Source organism: Allobosea sp. 05T438, from assembly GCF_056396025.1.
This window is the reverse complement of sequence record NZ_JBFTKQ010000030.1, coordinates 25136-40834: the sequence shown is the minus strand read 5'-3', so window position 1 is coordinate 40834 and position 15699 is coordinate 25136. Positions and strand designations below refer to the sequence as shown.

14 protein-coding genes and 1 tRNA gene are annotated in these 15699 nt (G+C 63.7%); 3 read left to right on the top strand and 12 right to left on the bottom strand.

Going from position 1 to position 15699, the window contains the following annotated elements; genetic code table 11:
• Positions 1-68: 68 nt before the first annotated feature.
• Positions 69-145 (top strand) — tRNA-Met (locus AC1DIN_RS28100).
• On the opposite strand, the gene AC1DIN_RS28095 is transcribed toward AC1DIN_RS28100, so the two are convergent.
• From AC1DIN_RS28095 to AC1DIN_RS28080, 4 genes are all read right to left on the bottom strand, one after another.
• Positions 102-1826: a recombinase family protein gene (locus tag AC1DIN_RS28095; RefSeq protein WP_476812145.1), complete on the bottom strand. Its 1725-nt coding sequence runs from the start codon at positions 1824-1826 to the stop codon at positions 102-104. The two genes, AC1DIN_RS28100 and AC1DIN_RS28095, sit on opposite strands and share 44 nt — an antisense overlap.
• A gap of 398 nt (positions 1827-2224) precedes the next feature.
• Entirely contained in the window at positions 2225-2695 is a 471-nt protein-coding gene (locus AC1DIN_RS28090) for a hypothetical protein (RefSeq protein ID WP_476812142.1), read from the bottom strand.
• Positions 2696-2792: 97 nt separating this feature from the next.
• Positions 2793-4544, bottom strand: a complete 1752-nt coding sequence (locus tag AC1DIN_RS28085; RefSeq protein WP_476812141.1) for a hypothetical protein — start codon at positions 4542-4544, stop codon at positions 2793-2795.
• A gap of 104 nt (positions 4545-4648) precedes the next feature.
• The gene (locus AC1DIN_RS28080) at positions 4649-5149 is read right to left on the bottom strand and encodes an RraA family protein (RefSeq protein ID WP_476812140.1); all 501 of its coding nucleotides are present in this window, start codon (positions 5147-5149) and stop codon (positions 4649-4651) included.
• Between the two features lie 320 nt (positions 5150-5469).
• Here AC1DIN_RS28080 and AC1DIN_RS28075 point away from each other — a divergent pair, with 320 nt between their 5' ends.
• Both AC1DIN_RS28075 and AC1DIN_RS28070 read left to right on the top strand, forming a co-directional pair.
• A complete protein-coding gene (locus AC1DIN_RS28075) occupies positions 5470-5682 on the top strand; it encodes a hypothetical protein (protein WP_476812139.1) in 213 nt (70 codons plus the stop codon).
• A 509-nt stretch (positions 5683-6191) separates the two neighbouring features.
• Complete coding sequence (locus tag AC1DIN_RS28070) at positions 6192-6923, top strand: hypothetical protein (protein ID WP_476812138.1); 732 nt, start codon at positions 6192-6194, stop codon at positions 6921-6923.
• 378 nt (positions 6924-7301) lie between these two features.
• On the opposite strand, the gene AC1DIN_RS28065 is transcribed toward AC1DIN_RS28070, so the two are convergent.
• The 8 genes from AC1DIN_RS28065 to AC1DIN_RS28030 all read right to left on the bottom strand — a co-directional run bounded on the left by AC1DIN_RS28065 (position 7302) and on the right by AC1DIN_RS28030 (position 15697).
• Positions 7302-8201 carry a hypothetical protein gene (locus AC1DIN_RS28065; RefSeq protein ID WP_476812137.1) on the bottom strand — a complete coding sequence of 300 codons (900 nt, stop codon included), beginning with the start codon at positions 8199-8201 and terminating at the stop codon, positions 7302-7304.
• Between the two features lie 53 nt (positions 8202-8254).
• Entirely contained in the window at positions 8255-9199 is a 945-nt protein-coding gene (locus tag AC1DIN_RS28060) for an AAA family ATPase (RefSeq protein ID WP_476812136.1), read from the bottom strand.
• A gap of 278 nt (positions 9200-9477) precedes the next feature.
• The gene (locus AC1DIN_RS28055) at positions 9478-10419 is read right to left on the bottom strand and encodes a hypothetical protein (protein WP_476812135.1); all 942 of its coding nucleotides are present in this window, start codon (positions 10417-10419) and stop codon (positions 9478-9480) included.
• 122 nt (positions 10420-10541) lie between these two features.
• On the bottom strand, positions 10542-11492 hold the full coding sequence (locus AC1DIN_RS28050) for a hypothetical protein (RefSeq protein ID WP_476812134.1): 951 nt from the start codon (positions 11490-11492) through the stop codon (positions 10542-10544).
• A 177-nt stretch (positions 11493-11669) separates the two neighbouring features.
• Positions 11670-11897 (bottom strand): helix-turn-helix domain-containing protein, encoded by a 228-nt coding sequence (locus tag AC1DIN_RS28045; protein WP_476812133.1) that lies wholly within the window; start codon positions 11895-11897, stop codon positions 11670-11672.
• Between the two features lie 137 nt (positions 11898-12034).
• Positions 12035-13051, bottom strand: coding sequence for a hypothetical protein (locus AC1DIN_RS28040; protein ID WP_476812132.1), 1017 nt, complete (start codon positions 13049-13051; stop codon positions 12035-12037).
• 115 nt (positions 13052-13166) lie between these two features.
• Positions 13167-14168, bottom strand: coding sequence for a hypothetical protein (locus AC1DIN_RS28035; RefSeq protein ID WP_476812131.1), 1002 nt, complete (start codon positions 14166-14168; stop codon positions 13167-13169).
• Positions 14169-14290: 122 nt separating this feature from the next.
• The gene (locus AC1DIN_RS28030; protein WP_476812130.1) at positions 14291-15697 is read right to left on the bottom strand and encodes an exonuclease domain-containing protein; all 1407 of its coding nucleotides are present in this window, start codon (positions 15695-15697) and stop codon (positions 14291-14293) included.
• Between the last annotated feature and the right edge of the window lie 2 nt (positions 15698-15699).

Below are 15699 nucleotides of genomic sequence, written 5' to 3'. Positions count from 1 at the left end.
TTTAAAGCCCAAATCGTCCCTGGAAACGCCTCACCGCAAACCCAGGACGCCTAAGGCCCAATCGTTGACGCGGGGTGGAGCAGCCCGGTAGCTCGTCAGGCTCATAACCTGAAGGTCGTCAGTTCAAATCTGGCCCCCGCAACCACTGATGCAGACACTCCCGCGAGCCCAGCTTCGGGAGTGTTTGTGTTTTTACCGCCAAGGCCTTGGCGGGCGGTCCATTCCATGATGGTCGCCAGCTCGCCGTGCAGGGTCGCGAACACCTCGCCGCGGCCAAGACCGGGCACCAGCACGATCTTCTCGATCAGCAGGCGCAGCGCCTGCGCGGCCTCTGGGCGCTCCTCCGGCCGGTTCAGCGCTTCTGCCAGCCGCTCGACCTTCTGGGCATAGATCGCGGCCGCGTTGGGCAGCAGATCCAGCTTGTCATCAGGCACGTCCGCCAAGAGCCTTACCAGCTCGGTCTTGCGGCTCTCGAGACCGGTCATCTTGTCCTTCATCGAGGCGTGATACATGCCATCAGTGATTGCCTCGACAATCTGCGCGATCTGCTTTTCGATCCTGACGAGTTCAACGTTCCAGCCGTCGGCATTAGAGTGTCTTTCCCGGTTCAGGCGGTTGGTCTCCAGGGCGTAGGCCCGCATGGCTTCCTCGACCACATCAGGTGCCATCAGCCGGTCCTTGAGCCCTGCCAGGACGCGGGCTTCGAGATTGGCCCTGGGGATGGTCCGTGCGTTATTGCAAGTGCCCTTGCCGACATGGTTCCCGCAGGCGAAGCGGTCGGCCCCGCGCAGCGCGTACGGGCCACCGCAGCACCCGCAGGTGATCAGGCCCGAAAGCAGTGACCTCGGCCGCCTGGCGCGGTTGAGGCGATTCCGACGGTGATGCTCGCGCACCCCGGCCGTAACATTGGCAAACTTGGCAGCGATCTCCGCTTGCCTGGTGCGGACGGCTTGACAGAGCTCGTCGTCGACGATGCGCAGGTCAGGGACCTGCTTGACGATCCAGTCCGTCTCGGGGTTGAGGCGGGAGACCCGCATGCCGGTCGACGGGTCCTTCACATAGCGCAGCCGGTTCCAGATGAGGACGCCGGCGTAGAGCTCGTTGTTGACGATGCCTGTACCCCGCTTCACATGGCCACGAATGGTGGTGTCGCCCCAAGGCTTGCCGCCGGGACCGGGGACGCCCTCTTCGTTCAGCGTGCGCGCTATGGTGCGGGGAGCGACCCCGGCCGCGAACAACCGGAAGATGCGGCGCACCGTCTCGGCTTCCTTCGCATCAATCGTTCGATCCCCTCTGACGGGCTGTCCGTGACCATCAAACTGCTTCACGACCTTGTAACCGTAGCAGAGGCCGCCGCCGGACTTCCCCGCCTGTACGCGCCCGCTCATACCCCGCCGGGTCTTCTCGGCGATGGCCTTCAGGGCAAGCTCGTTCATCGTGCCGGTCAAGCCGACATGCAGTTCGCTGATTTGCCCCTCAGATAACGTGACGATCGGAACGCCGGCGAACTTGAGGCGCTTGTAGAGCGCGGCGACATCGGCTTGGTCGCGCGAGATGCGGTCCAGTGCTTCGGACAGCACGAGATCGAACATTCCGGACTGCGCATCTTGCAGAAGGATCTGGATGCCAGGTCGCAGGATCATGCTCGCCCCGGAAATCGCGGCATCCTTGTAGGTGCCGACGACGTTCCAACCCTCGCGCTCGGCTCGCTCCCTGCAGATCCGGAACTGGTCGTCGATCGAGGCCGCACGCTGATGATCCGACGAATAGCGGGCGTAGATCACCACGCGCGGGGTTGGGACAGCTTTGTCCGGGTTCTTGGTCATCATCTGGTCTCTGGGGTCATCCAACATCTCAGCGCAATCGGAGCGTCAACTAGGTTCCTTCTTCTGGTCCTTCGGCATCTGCTCGCGCGCGATCTGGCGGCCGACCAAGCGGGCAATCTGGTTCACCGACGCGGCGACGTTGTGTCTGTCGCCTGGAGCTCTACTCCCTCGGCCTGTGCCAGATCCGCCGCGACGTGGCACCTCTGTATCCCGAGCGACGCGAGATTCGTCGGGCACGTGCGCAGGTTCAGGTGCACAAGGGCTTCCGCCCACAGGGTTGGAGACAGTCGGATCGCGATGATGCTTCGGCCGTTTGGCCATGGTGGCCTCCATGTGGGAGGCCAACCAAGTTCACCAGAATGCTGCCAGAATCCACAAATGGAATCGGGGCATCGCAGTTAGTGCGGCATCGGAAGGCCCGACGATAGAGTCGGCGGGGTGACCAGAGGGAGCGGAATTTCGACGGTTCTGACGACGATGTCGTAGTAGTCGCGCATTGCCGCCGCTGCGGCGGCGTCCTGCTCCGGCGAGATCTGAAGGCGGAGCCGTCCGCCCTGCTGCGGGAATACGTGCTTGGGCTCGAATCCGATAACTCGCCAACCCGTATTGGAACGGCGCAAGGTCACGATGCTGCCGTTGACCGCAAACCCATAGGCCCGTGCGGCTGGGCCCTTGATGGTATGGGTGGCGATAACGCCCTTGCGCTTGCCCTTCGGCATGCATATCCGGTCCAGCCTCCTCTCCGCGACGTCGGCGAGGTCAGCGACCTGATCGGTGCTGTGCGTCCACTTCCCGGTCAGGGACGAAGTGACCTCGAGCAGCGCATCTCGATTGGTAACGGCGACATTCAGCGTTCTCGGTTTTGGCATTGATCACTCCATTGGACGGTGGGATGACGACGGTCAGGAGCGTGGTGAGGTAAAACCCAAAATACCACCGATTGAATCGGGTCAAACGGTCCAAGCGTTAGAATAGGAGGATCGGGGTTTCCACCTCGAAGGCGCGCTCACCCTTAAGCGGTTCGACGTGGAACATCGCGCTCGCTGTCGCCTGGCGCGAAACGATCATGGCGTAGCTGCCAGCCATCGCTCCAGCGCAGAGGCCGGCCAGATCGTTATAGGCATGCTCGAACTCATCGCCAGCATCGAGGCTTGAAGCCAGTATGGCATCGAACACCATCCAGCCGGCATCGATGCTGCGGCCCATCCTCCTCTCACGGTCGACGAGGATGAACTCCTGCGCCATCAAGAGGGAGATGATCATCTTGCCAGTCCGAGCCCAATCGCCGATGGCAACTAACCATTGGTGCATCAGGGTCTGGTGAGCCTTGTCTCTCCAGATCTTGGCTGGATTCGTGCGACCGAGCACCGCCAGCATGAAACGGTCAACTTCATCGACCTGATGGCTCTCGCCAATGCTCGGGTTAGGAACACCATCGATGGTTTGATTGATCGTCCCACGCTTCAGAGGACGAGGGTTGCCCGTGTAGAGAGCTTTGTGAAGCTTTCGAAGATTGGGAGTCTGTCGGTCCGCGAGGTCGAGGGCCTTGAAGGCGGCCTTGATGAGATGGAAGAGAAAGGCCTCGCGTTGAGCGAATGTCGGCTTCTCGCAGCCAAATTTCAGGGAGGCGCAGGAATTAAACAAGGTGTCCGGAATGGCCTTGTTCCAGAATCCATTGCTGCAGGTCAAAAGCCATCGTCGGGTATCGATCCAGTTTTGAAATGACCTTGGTGAGCCCGGCCAATGGCCGTTGCTACCTTTGTCTTTCAACCTCTTATCTTCCGCGATGCTATGGCCAGAGCGGCGCTGGTCGTCGATCAGCGCTTCCTTTTCGACGTGATCGAAGAGCCGAAGAAGGAGATGAGTTAGGGCGAACTCATGAAGGCTTAGACCAGGCCTGCCAGCTTCTCGCGGAATGGAGACGATCTGGATATCTAGGTTACCCGGCTGCTCCGGAGATACGGGCTCTGGAGCGGTAGCGAATTGGTCGACGTTATTGGCACGGACGACGACCCGTCCATCCTCCACGGTCGTGGCATGAACCGCCAGAGGCAGATACAGGTTAGCGCGAGGATCCAGGCCTTTGGTTATACCGCTCAGGCTCACCGCCGGCCTGACCATCCTCGGCGGCTTTTTGCGGATTTTCTTTCCTTTGGTTGGCTGTGCGTTATTTGTTGGCTCATCCAGAACGGCTTCGGAAGGATCTTTGATGACATACGACTGCTTGATGTAGTGCGGCGACGGTATCGTCGCCGCGAACGCAGGCTGCCCATTCGGCATAGTGCCGTACTTTCGGAAAATATACTGGCCGATGTGGATTGCGTTATCATGGGGGATAACGACGCAATCCAGATGGTTCATGCCGGCTGAACTTGCGGCATGCAGGAGGTCGCAACCTGCAACCAAAATATATGCGCCGTTCTTGGTCGGGTGAGTAACGACGAGGGGATGGGGTCGGTAGCGACCCTGGCGATTTTCCTTGGACCACCACTGATATTGGAGAAATTCGGGCACCTCCACGGCGTCAAGTGCGAGATTCTCTAGGGCTTCGCCCATCAGCTTCTTGCCAGTTGCGATCCCCTCGTTCAGAGCGCTGTCGATGTCGCAGAGGCGCACCACCTCCGAGCCGACCCAGCCTAATTCCGCAAAATTGGCAGGGTGGTATTCGGCGGCCTTGGAAACCGCAGGCTGACGTGACTTCGGGATCTGGCAGCTCATGTGACGACGCTCTCGTTCGAATCAGTTGTTCGAACAAAGGGTGAACTGCATTCCGTTTGCCGCAACTGGAGTCATCAGTGATAGTTAATGGATGGCCAGCAGGGCTACTTCACCGCCATTTTCTCCTGATACCTTGCACGCTCGACTACGACGGCTCCGTCGGCATCCCCGACGATATAATGCTCACGCGTGATCCATCCGCACTCGCTGTCAACCGCGGCGGCACGCGCGGTACCCTCTGACGCCGGGAGAAGGAAAGGCGTCGTGCCACGGGCCATGATGGGGTAGGTTTCTTTTCGAAGCTCGGCCGATTGCGCGACCAAGCCCAGAATGATCACGGCTCGAGCACCCCCAGCCCTGGCGCTGGCGGCCTCATCACGGCCGAACACAGCGTAGTTGCCATGGTGAATCCCGTCGATCACCACGACATGGCCCTTTGCCTCGCGCTGGAGCATCTGGTTGAGTTCCTGTCGTCCGGCCTCCGCGATCAGGGGCAGAACGGGACCTTCGAACCGGTCGTGGTTGGGATAATGGCCGACCGAGGACAGAAACCTGGCATGCATGCCTAGTTTCGCACAAACGGCGTAGGCGCGGGGAGCGGGCATCGTGACCTCCGATGATGAGCCGGCCAGCGCGGTGGTGGGCCGGAGCTGTTGTGAAGGTCAACTGACTGATCGCATCGCGGCACGAAACACCACAGATAGAATCGGGGCAAAGCAACTTTTTTGGCTACGGGGGGTGAGACCCAGCTTCGTATCCCGCTAATTGGCGCTTACGTTATCCGTGCGCCGATCTCGGCAGAATCCGCCCGTAGAAACCCTGTCCTCGACATTTGAAGTTGACGGGCGTCGTGCGCGAGGCAGGATTGGTGACTGAATCGTGGATTATGATCTCGGCGATCCGCACAAGCTGATCGGCGTCGCGCATGCCCGATGACGAAAACCTTGTGCAGGCTCACGAAGAGACGCTTCGCGACGCCCGGCAAACGACTGGCAACCGCTGGATTGCGGTGATCCTGGCCGCAGCCACAGGCATGGATGAAGACAAGCTGGCCCGCCACATAGTGCGCCAGGACGGCGGCCTGCGAAACGGCGTCACACTGAAGGGACAAAAGCTCTTCCCCGCCGACCTGCGGTGACTATACCTCCCTTCGCCGGCTGACCACGCCGCTGCCGTCGGGCACGATATACGTACCTGGAGCCATCTTGCTGTGCTTATTTCCTTGCGGCCCAACAACATGTTTCGTCGTTAACTTCTTTTCAATCTGTTCGTGAGGAGTGAGGCATTCCGCGCCTCGCGTTTCTCTTCCCCTTTGACCTAAAGGTACTCTACGACCCGTTAGGGTCGTCAGCACATCCGTCTTGATTTGAGTTTCCGTCCAAGCCCGCGCTTACCAATCACACGATCATATCTACGCTGAAGGCTCGAGCGAAGGCGGAGGGTCGTAGGGCAGGCATAGTGCCATATATCAGTAGAGCGAATATTTTATACATAATGTCATTTAATAATAAAAATTTCAGTATTTGCTTCCCTTCATAAAGCGTCACGCGCGGGGCGGGTTAATATTAGTGTGCTTAGCGAATCGAACATCTCCCAAGCAAGGTGTTGGCATCATTGATGCGGCGATGGGTAAGCTTGGGAGATGATATGGAAAGAGAATTCTCTGCTCGTGTCACTATGAAGGACGTTCGCGACAGCTTCACCGTCAGAGAGCGCCTCTTCCTAGGGTTGGCAGCATTAGAATGCGAGGTCCGTTCGACACGGGATTTCGCCGTGTCGATCTACCTTGCCTTATCCACCAGCGATTATCTGCTGGGAGAGGCTCGTAAATTGAGCATCATCCCTGCCGTGCTCTCCTCGAAGGTCGGCACTCTCTCAATGCCGACCGGGCGGCTGCTCCTGAAAGTGCTTCGCGATATTTCTGGCACTCACACGAGCGATCTTGCCTACAAGGGCGGATTTCAGGACGTGCTGCGCCTTCACGGCCTCCTTGATGTTCCCGAGCAGGCCTCTATCGGACTGGCGGTCGTCCGCCTTCCGAACGGCGACGTCGTAGAGTCTGCGCTGGATCGGAGAACCTATCGCCTCGCCCTGTCTCGCACCTCGCCGTTCGACATAATGGGTGCGAGTTCTCAAGTCTTCAGCATCGCGCGAGAGGCATTGGAGGGAACAGCGCCGCCGAGCAAAATGAAGCACATGAACATCCTGCTGCACTTAATTGCAGCGGAGAATGAACTGCTCCTTCTTCGGCTTGAAGAAGGAGACCGCGACTTCCGGGTTATTCCACTCGATGAGAGAGCCCTCCGCTACGACCTGGTAGAGGGTGTCGAACGCCGGTACTTTATCGAGGGAGTCAACGCTCCCCTGTTTAACAAGTGACCTGACGCAGTTTGCGTCAGAGGCGGCACGTGAGTTCCCCGGGCGTCGCCTCGGCCACACCGTACCGCAGCGTGACACAGCACTCGAACATGGCGTTGGGGATAGCCTATTCCAGAATTTGTTGCTGCAGGCGAAGAGGTCCTTTCGCGTCTCGTCCCAGATCTGGAACGAGCGAGGCGAGCCGGCCAATGACCGTTACGCCTCCTGTCCTGAGCAATACTGACCCGGCCCGGCACCGGTCATGGGTCGGGGCCAGCATCCTGAGGTGCTGAAGCCAAGCGCCGGCGCGGGAAGCGCCGGCCTTGGCCCTGGAGGTCACCCAGTGATCGCATCGTGGCCGAAAAGACCATCGATGGAATGGGGACAGGAGCCGATTTTCTACGCCACCGGGCGGAACGCCTGCCCGTAGCCTTGCGCCCTGGACTTCCAGCTCGCGGTGACGGGGGCCCTCCGGTTAACGACATGGTCGTGGACGATGCGCTCGGCGATGCGGATGAGGCGGTCGGCATCGAAGCCCTTCGGCCGGAAGACGTAGAACTCCTGCGCCCGGCTGGGGCGCATGATCGCGCCGAAGCCGTAGGCCGTGGCGCGCATGGCCTCCTGCGGCGCGATCCCGAGCAGGGCGCAGTGGGCTCGCCCGGCCGGGCTCTGGAGCCAGGGATTGAGCGCGGCGTTGCGCATCTGGTGGTGCAGGCGCTTGTCGAACTCGCGGATTGAGAGGTCGTGCGGCAGGCGGACCGCGAGGCAGCGCTCGGCGAGCGCGACCGGCGAACCCTCGAGCGGCTTGTCGTTCGGCAGGATGTGCTGCGCCATCCAGTTGTCGTAGCCGAGATCGGAACAGGGCAAGCCGTCCGTGCTGGTGGTCAGCGCGCCGTAGTGGTCGGCATTCAGCTCGCGCAGCCGATCACGCAGATTCACCTGCGCGGTGACCGAGACCTTGTGGATCGGCATCCTCAGTCGTCGGGCGAGACCGAGGAGACCGGTCGCGACCGTCGGACTGCTGTGGTCCTCGCCGCAGCCGGCGACGTAGATGAAGACCAGCCGCCCCGATCGATAGGTCCTGGTGAAGAGCTCGTCGGTGAAGTCGTCGTCCGCCAGGGGCAGGAGCGCCTTGCCGCCGACGCGGGGCCAGCGCGTCGGGAACCAGTGTGTCACGGCGCCGGCGGAGCCCTCCGGCAGCAGCGCGCTGCCGATCAGGCGGTTCGGTCCGGTGGCAGGCCCGGTGCCGGTGGTCTTGTTGTTGGGGGTCTTGGTGTCTGTGGTGGCTTCCGTCTTCATGGTCTTGCTCTTTCTGTCGTGTCGGGTTTCCGGGGGCATTCCCGTTCTCACCCTCACTCTCGTCTCCTTTCTTTGGTTGCGACCGATCGGATGAACCCGATCGGTTCCCTCGCGCCCTGCTTGCCGGCCACGGCCTCCGCATCGGCGACGTCGTCGACGGTGAGATGACGCCGCCCGGCCTGCGCCGCGAATCCGAGCGCCAGGGCGACGAGCCGCCGAATGCCGCGCGGATTGGAGCTGGCGAGGCGTGCGATGACCGCGGCGTCCGGCTGCGCAAAGGCATCGCCATGCACCGCAAGGATCTCGGCGGCGATGTGGTCGGCAATCGCGCGCAGCGTGGCGCCGTCTGGCGGTGTCACCGCGACGACGAGAAAGCGGTCCTGGATAAACGGGGGCAGCGCCTCAAGATCGTTCGCGGTCGCGATGATCAGGCAGTGTGACAAGTCGAACGGGACGCGCAGATATTCGTCGACGAGCGCGCGGGCGTTTTCCGGCTCGAGCAGGCCGAGAAGCGCGTTGTAGGGCTTCTCGGTCGAATGGGTGACGAACTTGTCGACCTCGTCGAGAACGATCAAAGGATTGCCGGTTTCACCGCCGAGCAGCGCTTCGGTCAGCACGCCCATGCGCGCTCCACGCCAGGTGGGCGGGTGACCGACGAGGAGCGCCTGTGCATCGGAGTTGGTCGCGCAGCTGAAGGCATGCTGCTCGACACCGAGCGCCTCGGCGAGGCGGCGCGAGAAGTGGGTCTTGCCAAGTCCCGGTGGCCCGACCAGCAGAAGCGGTGGGAAGGCGATACTGGTGCCCGATACGGCGGAGAGTGCGACGGCGCGCTCGACCAAGGCAATGACCTCGACGAAGCCTGGGCACTCCTGGCGCAACCGTCTGAGGCGCTCGCCCATGGTCGGCTCGGCGACGACGAGGCGACGCAGCGGTTCATGGCCAGCGAGCGAACGCAATTGCGCCAGCCGCGGCTGCTCGTCACTGGAAACGGAGGTCACGGACGGTCCGTCCTCGCTAGATGCACCGCCATCGGCAAGCCTGATCTGCTTGAGCAAAGCGGCCCTGTCGAAGATCGCGACCGAGCGCCCGCCCGTGGAGCTAGCTGCAGCAGGCTCTTGCTGGCCAAGCTCTTCCTGAGAGTGAGACATCGCCCCATCGGCGCGTTGCCGGCGCAGATGGCTGAGCAGGATGTGACACTCGTGGTCGCGCCAGCTCTGCTCGAACTCTGCCTCGGTGTACTCGGACGAGACGGCTGTCGGAGTCTTCATGTCCCGTCTCACAGCTCGACGCCGCCGAGGATGGTCACGAAGGGTGGTCCTTGCCGGGCGATCCGACGTCCGACGCTGAGCGCAATCTCGACCAGTGCCCGCATCGGATCGGGATCGGCGGTGCGTTCGGTGATCAGCCGTTCCACCTCCATCTTGACGATGAGATCGTCGGAACTGCGGGCCGGCCACAGCCCGATCCGGCAGAGCTTGGCATAGGCAAGGATCAGCGCGCCGCGGCTGGCGCCGTACCAGAACGCAGGCGTTGGCTCGGCCTGTGACCAGGTCTCGATCGCCGCGAACAGCGTCCTCGCCTCGTCCAGGAGAAGAACGAGATCGGGCGGATCGAAGAAGAACGCTTCCAGCGCCGGCCCATGCTCGACATGATAGACGCCAGGTTCGCCAGCGGTGCCGTCGCCCGGCTTCGGCAGGACGGCGCCGCTGAAGCGCAGGGCCACGTCCTCCATGCCGGGCGGAAGGCGCTCGCCGATGACGAGACGCGGATGGCGGTCGGCGAAGGGCGGACGCAATGCCCGGTTCATCAGCGCGGGATCGTGGACGCCTTGGCCGGACTGATACAGCTTGCCCCGCTCCTTGACGAGCATGGCCCTGGCGAAGCGATCCTCGGACGTCACCGCCGGCACCAGCAGCATCGCGATCTCGCTGGCATGGGACAGAAGCGCGAGCGCGTTACCGATGTCGACCAAGTGCTCAAGCGCCGACGGATCGGCTTCGGCGAACGTGAGGAAGCGCTCGTATTGCTGCGCATGCACCAGCGCGCGATCGCGCAGGCTGAGGATCTGCGGGAGCCGTTCGAGCAGCCCAGCATGGCGCTCCAGCTCGTCCGGCGTCTCCGGCATGAGTTGATCGAGCGCAGCGAGGTCGTCGATGACGGGCGTGCCGTTCGTCGTGAACTCGAGATCGCGCAAAGACGCTGTGATGTTATCGGTCATGGTCTGCTTGGTTCCCGAGGGGCGGCCTGTCCGCCCTTTCACCCCTCGGTCTCCGCCATGACGAAAGGCGCGCCTTGAAAGCGCGCCTTTCCGAGTTCTAGGTTCCGATCGCGACGCGGCTGTCAGTCGTGTTCGTCGACGTTGATGAAGCGCGAGCTCTGCCCCGCCACCGTCTCGCCCTGCCCGAAGGCGATCTCCCAGAGCGCGCCGAGCCGGGCCGGATCGGCATCGCGCGAGCGGACGAGGTCACGTGCGGCGATCTTGACGCCCACGTCTGTCTTCGACCGCGCCGGCCACAGCGCGATGCGCAGGAGGCGGGCGTAGGCGAGGATCAGCCCGCCCTCGATGATCTCGGTCCCTATGATGCCCGGCCGACCACGCGCCAGCGTCTCGTCGACCAGCGTCAGAGCCTGACGGGCGCTGTCGAGCAGGCCGCCGAGATCTGGCACGGCGGCGAAGTAGGCCTTGAGGCTGATGGCGTCTTCCAGCCGGTACATGCCGGGTTCACCCGGCTCGTTTTCGGCCGCGAGCTTCGGCTCCAGGGCTCCGACCCGGCGCGCCATCGTCTTGATCATCGCCTCGATCGCCTGAGCGCCTTCAGGCATCGTCAGATGCATGGGCTGGCGATCGAGCTCGCCGACGGCCCGGCGGGCCAGCGCGACGTCCTCGCCGTCGCCGTTCTGATGAGCGTGGCGGAGCAGGCTGCGGCCGAACTGCTCTTTCGCCCAGGCATCATCCTCGGATCCCGTCGGAAGCAGGAGGAGCGTCAGGTTCGAGGCATTGGTCAGGATCGTCAGAGCATTGGCGACATCGATCCACTCTTCGACCTGCCCCGGCTCACGCGCGATCAGCCCGATCAGCCGGCGAACCTGCTGCGTGTGGGCCTGGCCCCGGCTGCGAACCGGGAGCAGGCTCGGTGCATGCTGCCGGAAGATGATCAGTTCGTCGATGTCGGACGATGCATGCGTGGGGACGAGCCGCTCCAGAGCGGCGAGATCGTCGAGAACAGGTTGTGAGATCGGGTCGAGGGCGATGGTGCTGAGAAGCTCGTCGCGCAGGGTCTTGGTCTTCATGGTCTTTCCTTCGAGTCCTTAGGGGTGACGGTGTCGTTCCGTCGAAATTCCTCCTCTCTCCTGGTCCCTGGCCCACGCCCTGCCAGCGTGGGAACGCAGCAGGCAGCGCCGGTGAGGACGCTGCCTGCTTGATTGCCCCTATGCCAGGTCACGGTCACACGCCTCGGCCGAGCCCGCCTATTCCGCGTCGAACAGAGCGGCGATGCGCACGCCGAGCCCAAGCGCCAGAAGGCTGACCTCGTCGAGGTGGGCGTAAGCTGTCGCGCCTTCGATTGCCTGAAGGCGGCCCCTGGCGATACCGGTGGCGCGGCCAAGATCGTCGATCGTCAGGCCACGCTCTGCGCGCAATCGTCGTAGATTGCGGGCAAGGAGCTCGGCAGGCTTCAGCGGTTGAGATGGATTCATGGGGGTTCCTTTCCAAATGGATCGGAAGGTCCCTTTTGCGATCGAAGCCTGAGGCCTCTTCGCAAGCCGCTAACACATCAAAGACAGCGCCCGAGAAGGCGCTGCCCTGATGGTTTGAGGGCCTGACCGTCAGGCGCTCAGACGAGCTCGCTCCACTCGAAGACGAGCCTGTCGCGGGCCCCATCCGGCAGCGACTTGACCCAGGCGGCATCGGCGGTGACGTGCCTCACGGCCGCCTGCATGTGCACCGGGTCGCCGATGATGCCGCGCAGGTTGACGAGGTCGACAACCTCTCGCTTCGTCGCCAGGCTTTCCCGGTTGTGCACCGGCCAGATCATGGCCCGCGCTGCGGCGAGGTAGCCGGCGATGCGCGCGCCTTCCGCCGCGACCATCAGATCGGCGCCGTTCTCCGGCCCCCGCGCCGCGAGCGCGATCAGCCGGTCGCAGGTCGCGAACATCTGGCGGGCTCGCGCGAGCAGATGATCAAGATCGGGGGCGGATTGTGCGAAGCCGACCCAGCTCGCGATCTGGTTGTGCGCGAAGGTCGGCGGCCCACCCCGGAGCGCCAAGCCGGCAGTGAGATCCCAGCGCTCGAGCGGCCAGGTCGCGAGACCCTGGCTGGAGCCCTGCGGCGTGGCAGGCGCGGGCGGCAACATCAGCTCCGGCACGGCGAAGGCCGCGCGCTTCCAGCGCAGGCGCCGGGCGAGCGACGGCTCCATCGAGACGGCATAGTCCGGCTCATGCCGGTGATGCAGCGCGCCGGTCTTCTCGGCCAGAGCGAGCTTCGCCTCGGCCTGGTCGAGATCGTCGGCTGGCCAGATCGCCGTGAGGGCGACGAAGCTGAGGCCCATGATCTGCAGGCCGGCGCAGGCGAGCTCGCCGTCCCGGTTGCCAGCCTCCTTGGCCAGGAACATCCGGAACTCCTCGGACTGCAGCGCCTTGGCGTTGCGGGCGGCGGCCTTGAGGTCGATGGGATGGCGCCGGAAGGCGACGAGCTCGTCCAGGCTGGGATCGTCGCTCGCGATGAGATGGGTCACGAGGGCGATGGGATCGGCGAGCGCGGTGCCGCCGGGCTCAACAGGGAGCTGATCGCTGAGCGGCGCGAGCGAGCGCCCGTTGCCCTGGTCGTTCTTGGTCATCTTGAGATCTTTCATGTGGGTACAGCCCTATCGGCTGCGCTTTCCCCTCCGTGCTTCCAGAATCGAAAGAGGCGCCCGTTCAGGACGCCTCCTCATCGCGATGATCTGTGTTGGCCCGCCTGGTTGTCGATCAGACGATCGGGATCCAGTCGGGATGCAGTTCGAGCGTGGCGCTGAACCTGAACGCCCTCGCGATCCAGTTGGCCTGCGAGATCACATGCCGGATGGCTGCCTGCTGATGAAGCGGATCGCCGCGGCAGGCCCGGTCATTGATGCACGTGACCAGCCTGAGCTTGGCCTGCGCATCCGCCGAATGCAGCATCGCCGGCCAGATCGCGGCGCGGGCCGCGGCGAGATAGGCCAGGATGCGGGCGCCCTGCGCCCCGCGCCGCAGGTCAGACGCATCTGCGGTCTCATGATCGGCCAGCTCATCGAGCCGGTCGGCGATGGCGATCATCGCCATGAAGCGATCGACGCAATCCGAGATGGCGGGATACGCATCGGTGAAGCCAGCCCAGCGGGCCACCTGAGCATCCGTCAGCGTCATCTCACCTCCGCCACGCGGGAGCCTATCGCCGAGGTCGAACCGCGACAGTGGCCAGCTCGCCAGTCCCCGGTCATTCGGTGACGGGGGCGGCGGAGCCGGCGGCACGATCCCTTCGCCGACCGCGAAGGCGGCCCGGTGCAGCCGGATGCGGGCCGCCGTCTCGGCCGTCAGCATCGGAGCCACGCCGTAAGCGGTATCCTCGCCATGCATCCGCGTCTCCCGAGCCAAGCCCTGCTTGGCGTCGGCCCCCTCGATCGTGTCCGTCGGCCAGATCGTGACGATCGCGGTGCAGCTCAGGCCGAAGATCTTCAGCCCCACCTGGGCCATCTTGTGCTCATGGGTCTGATCCAGACCGAAGGGCAACCGCGAAGCCTCGTCGTCGCAGCGCTTCGCCTCCCGCGCGAAAGCCTTGAGATCGGGCCGGCTTTCGCGGAAGGCGAGGAGCTCGGCGAACGTGGGATCCCCGCCGGCCTGCCCGCTGATCCAGGCAAGCGGATCTCGGAGCGGTCCAGACGATCCACCGCCCTCATCTTGCGCATTGCTGACCGACGGCACGAGGCCGCGGTCCTGGTTGGTCTTGGTCATCTTAAGTTCTTTCATGTGGGTACAGCCCTATCGGCTGCGCTGTCCCCCGCTCTTCTCAGAATCGACGAAGGCGCCGTCGCCAGCCCCTTCGTCATCATCGTCACTGTCTTTGTCGGCGTGGCTCAGGCCGCACAGGCGAAGCTCTGGCTGCGCTCGCCGAGCCAACGCTCGATCGCATCGAGCAGGGCATGGCGGGCAGCATCCTCGACCGGCAGCGTCTGGCGCAGGGTCGCGACCTCGGCGAGTGCCTTCGGCAGCGTGAGCCAAGGCACGTCGGCGTCCGTCATCAGCCGCTGGCGCAGCCAGGCCTGGCCCTTCTGCCAGGCCATTGGCGATAGCGACTGCGGCGCCTCCATCAGCATGAGCCGATTGGCGAAGGCCTTCAGCCGTTCGTCAGAGAAGACGGCCGCGATCTCGGGGCGCTGATCCCAGGGCGAGGCATGCCAGCGGGCGCAGGTGCGGGCGTCGTCATGCGAGAGGAAGCCGCCTGAGTAGAGCGTCGCCTCGTGATGCGGGGACGGCTCACGGTCGGCGAAGCGAGCCAGCATTGCAGCTGCGAGGTTGGCCCGGAACCCGGCATGCTCGCGGATGCGGGCGGCGCGCTCGTGGTAGAGCGCAAGATCCCGCTGATCGTCGGGCAAAGCGTGGCAGCCCTGCTCGTAACCGACCAGGATCGGCTGGGCATTGGTCTTGACCGTCCGGATCGGTCGGACGCCGCGTGCCGAGAACAGCGCCACGATCTCATCGATCGGCAGATCGAGATAATCAGCCGGATCGACCATCAGATCGACGGCAGCCCAGGACGTCGCGATCTCCGGGTGCGGCGTCACCCCGACCACCGGGGTCAGCCTCGACAATCCTCCGAGGAGGACGACCTCCCGGCCGGCGAGCATCCGGCTCGGTACACCCTTGTCGGCGAGGCTGAGCAGCGTCGCCACGGTGGTCGGCGCGACCTCGCGCAGATGCCGCAGCAAGGCGAGTGTCGCCCTGGTGTCGGCCATGGCGTCATGCGCTTCGTCCTCGGACAGCGCGATGCCATTGGCGCGGCAGATCTCGCCGAGCTTGAAGCTGGGCTTGCCCGTCGCGCCAAGTGGAATGGCGATCGCATCGGGCTCGAGCATCGCCACCGCCCTGACCATCGTCAGCAGGTCGGCGCGGCGATGACCGCTGAGCGAGGTCGCATAAGGCGGCATCAGATGCGTGAAGAAGGCGTGCCGCAGCATCTCCTCATCGAACTTCAGGGTGTTATAGCCGATGATGGTCGCTGGCGACCAAGCCTCCAGCGCCCTGGCGATGATGCCGAGCATCTCGCAGCACGACAGCGGCGCCTGCTCGAGCTGTTCGGGACGGATGCCGGTGGTCAGGAGGGCGGCGGGCGCCGGCACGATATGAGCCGGTAGCCGACAGCGCAGCGAGAGCTCGCCCAGCGGCTTCAGCTCGGCATCGGTGTGGATCATCGCCGCCTGCAGCGGCACGTTCCAGGCCGGTTCCAGACCTGAGGTCTCGAGGTCGTAGATCACGAAGGACATCG

What these genes read in the sequence shown, in the direction of transcription:
- AC1DIN_RS28095 (WP_476812145.1), bottom strand. Translation starts at nt 1,826, where the DNA reads ATGACCAAGAACCCGGACAAAGCTGTCCCAACCCCGCGCGTGGTGATC.
- AC1DIN_RS28090 (WP_476812142.1), bottom strand. Translation starts at nt 2,695, where the DNA reads ATGCCAAAACCGAGAACGCTGAATGTCGCCGTTACCAATCGAGATGCG.
- AC1DIN_RS28085 (WP_476812141.1), bottom strand. Translation starts at nt 4,544, where the DNA reads ATGAGCTGCCAGATCCCGAAGTCACGTCAGCCTGCGGTTTCCAAGGCC.
- AC1DIN_RS28080 (WP_476812140.1), bottom strand. Translation starts at nt 5,149, where the DNA reads ATGCCCGCTCCCCGCGCCTACGCCGTTTGTGCGAAACTAGGCATGCAT.
- AC1DIN_RS28075 (WP_476812139.1), top strand. Translation starts at nt 5,470, where the DNA reads ATGCCCGATGACGAAAACCTTGTGCAGGCTCACGAAGAGACGCTTCGC.
- AC1DIN_RS28070 (WP_476812138.1), top strand. Translation starts at nt 6,192, where the DNA reads ATGGAAAGAGAATTCTCTGCTCGTGTCACTATGAAGGACGTTCGCGAC.
- AC1DIN_RS28065 (WP_476812137.1), bottom strand. Translation starts at nt 8,201, where the DNA reads ATGAAGACGGAAGCCACCACAGACACCAAGACCCCCAACAACAAGACC.
- AC1DIN_RS28055 (WP_476812135.1), bottom strand. Translation starts at nt 10,419, where the DNA reads ATGACCGATAACATCACAGCGTCTTTGCGCGATCTCGAGTTCACGACG.
- AC1DIN_RS28050 (WP_476812134.1), bottom strand. Translation starts at nt 11,492, where the DNA reads ATGAAGACCAAGACCCTGCGCGACGAGCTTCTCAGCACCATCGCCCTC.
- AC1DIN_RS28045 (WP_476812133.1), bottom strand. Translation starts at nt 11,897, where the DNA reads ATGAATCCATCTCAACCGCTGAAGCCTGCCGAGCTCCTTGCCCGCAAT.
- AC1DIN_RS28040 (WP_476812132.1), bottom strand. Translation starts at nt 13,051, where the DNA reads ATGAAAGATCTCAAGATGACCAAGAACGACCAGGGCAACGGGCGCTCG.
- AC1DIN_RS28035 (WP_476812131.1), bottom strand. Translation starts at nt 14,168, where the DNA reads ATGACCAAGACCAACCAGGACCGCGGCCTCGTGCCGTCGGTCAGCAAT.
- AC1DIN_RS28030 (WP_476812130.1), bottom strand. Translation starts at nt 15,697, where the DNA reads ATGTCCTTCGTGATCTACGACCTCGAGACCTCAGGTCTGGAACCGGCC.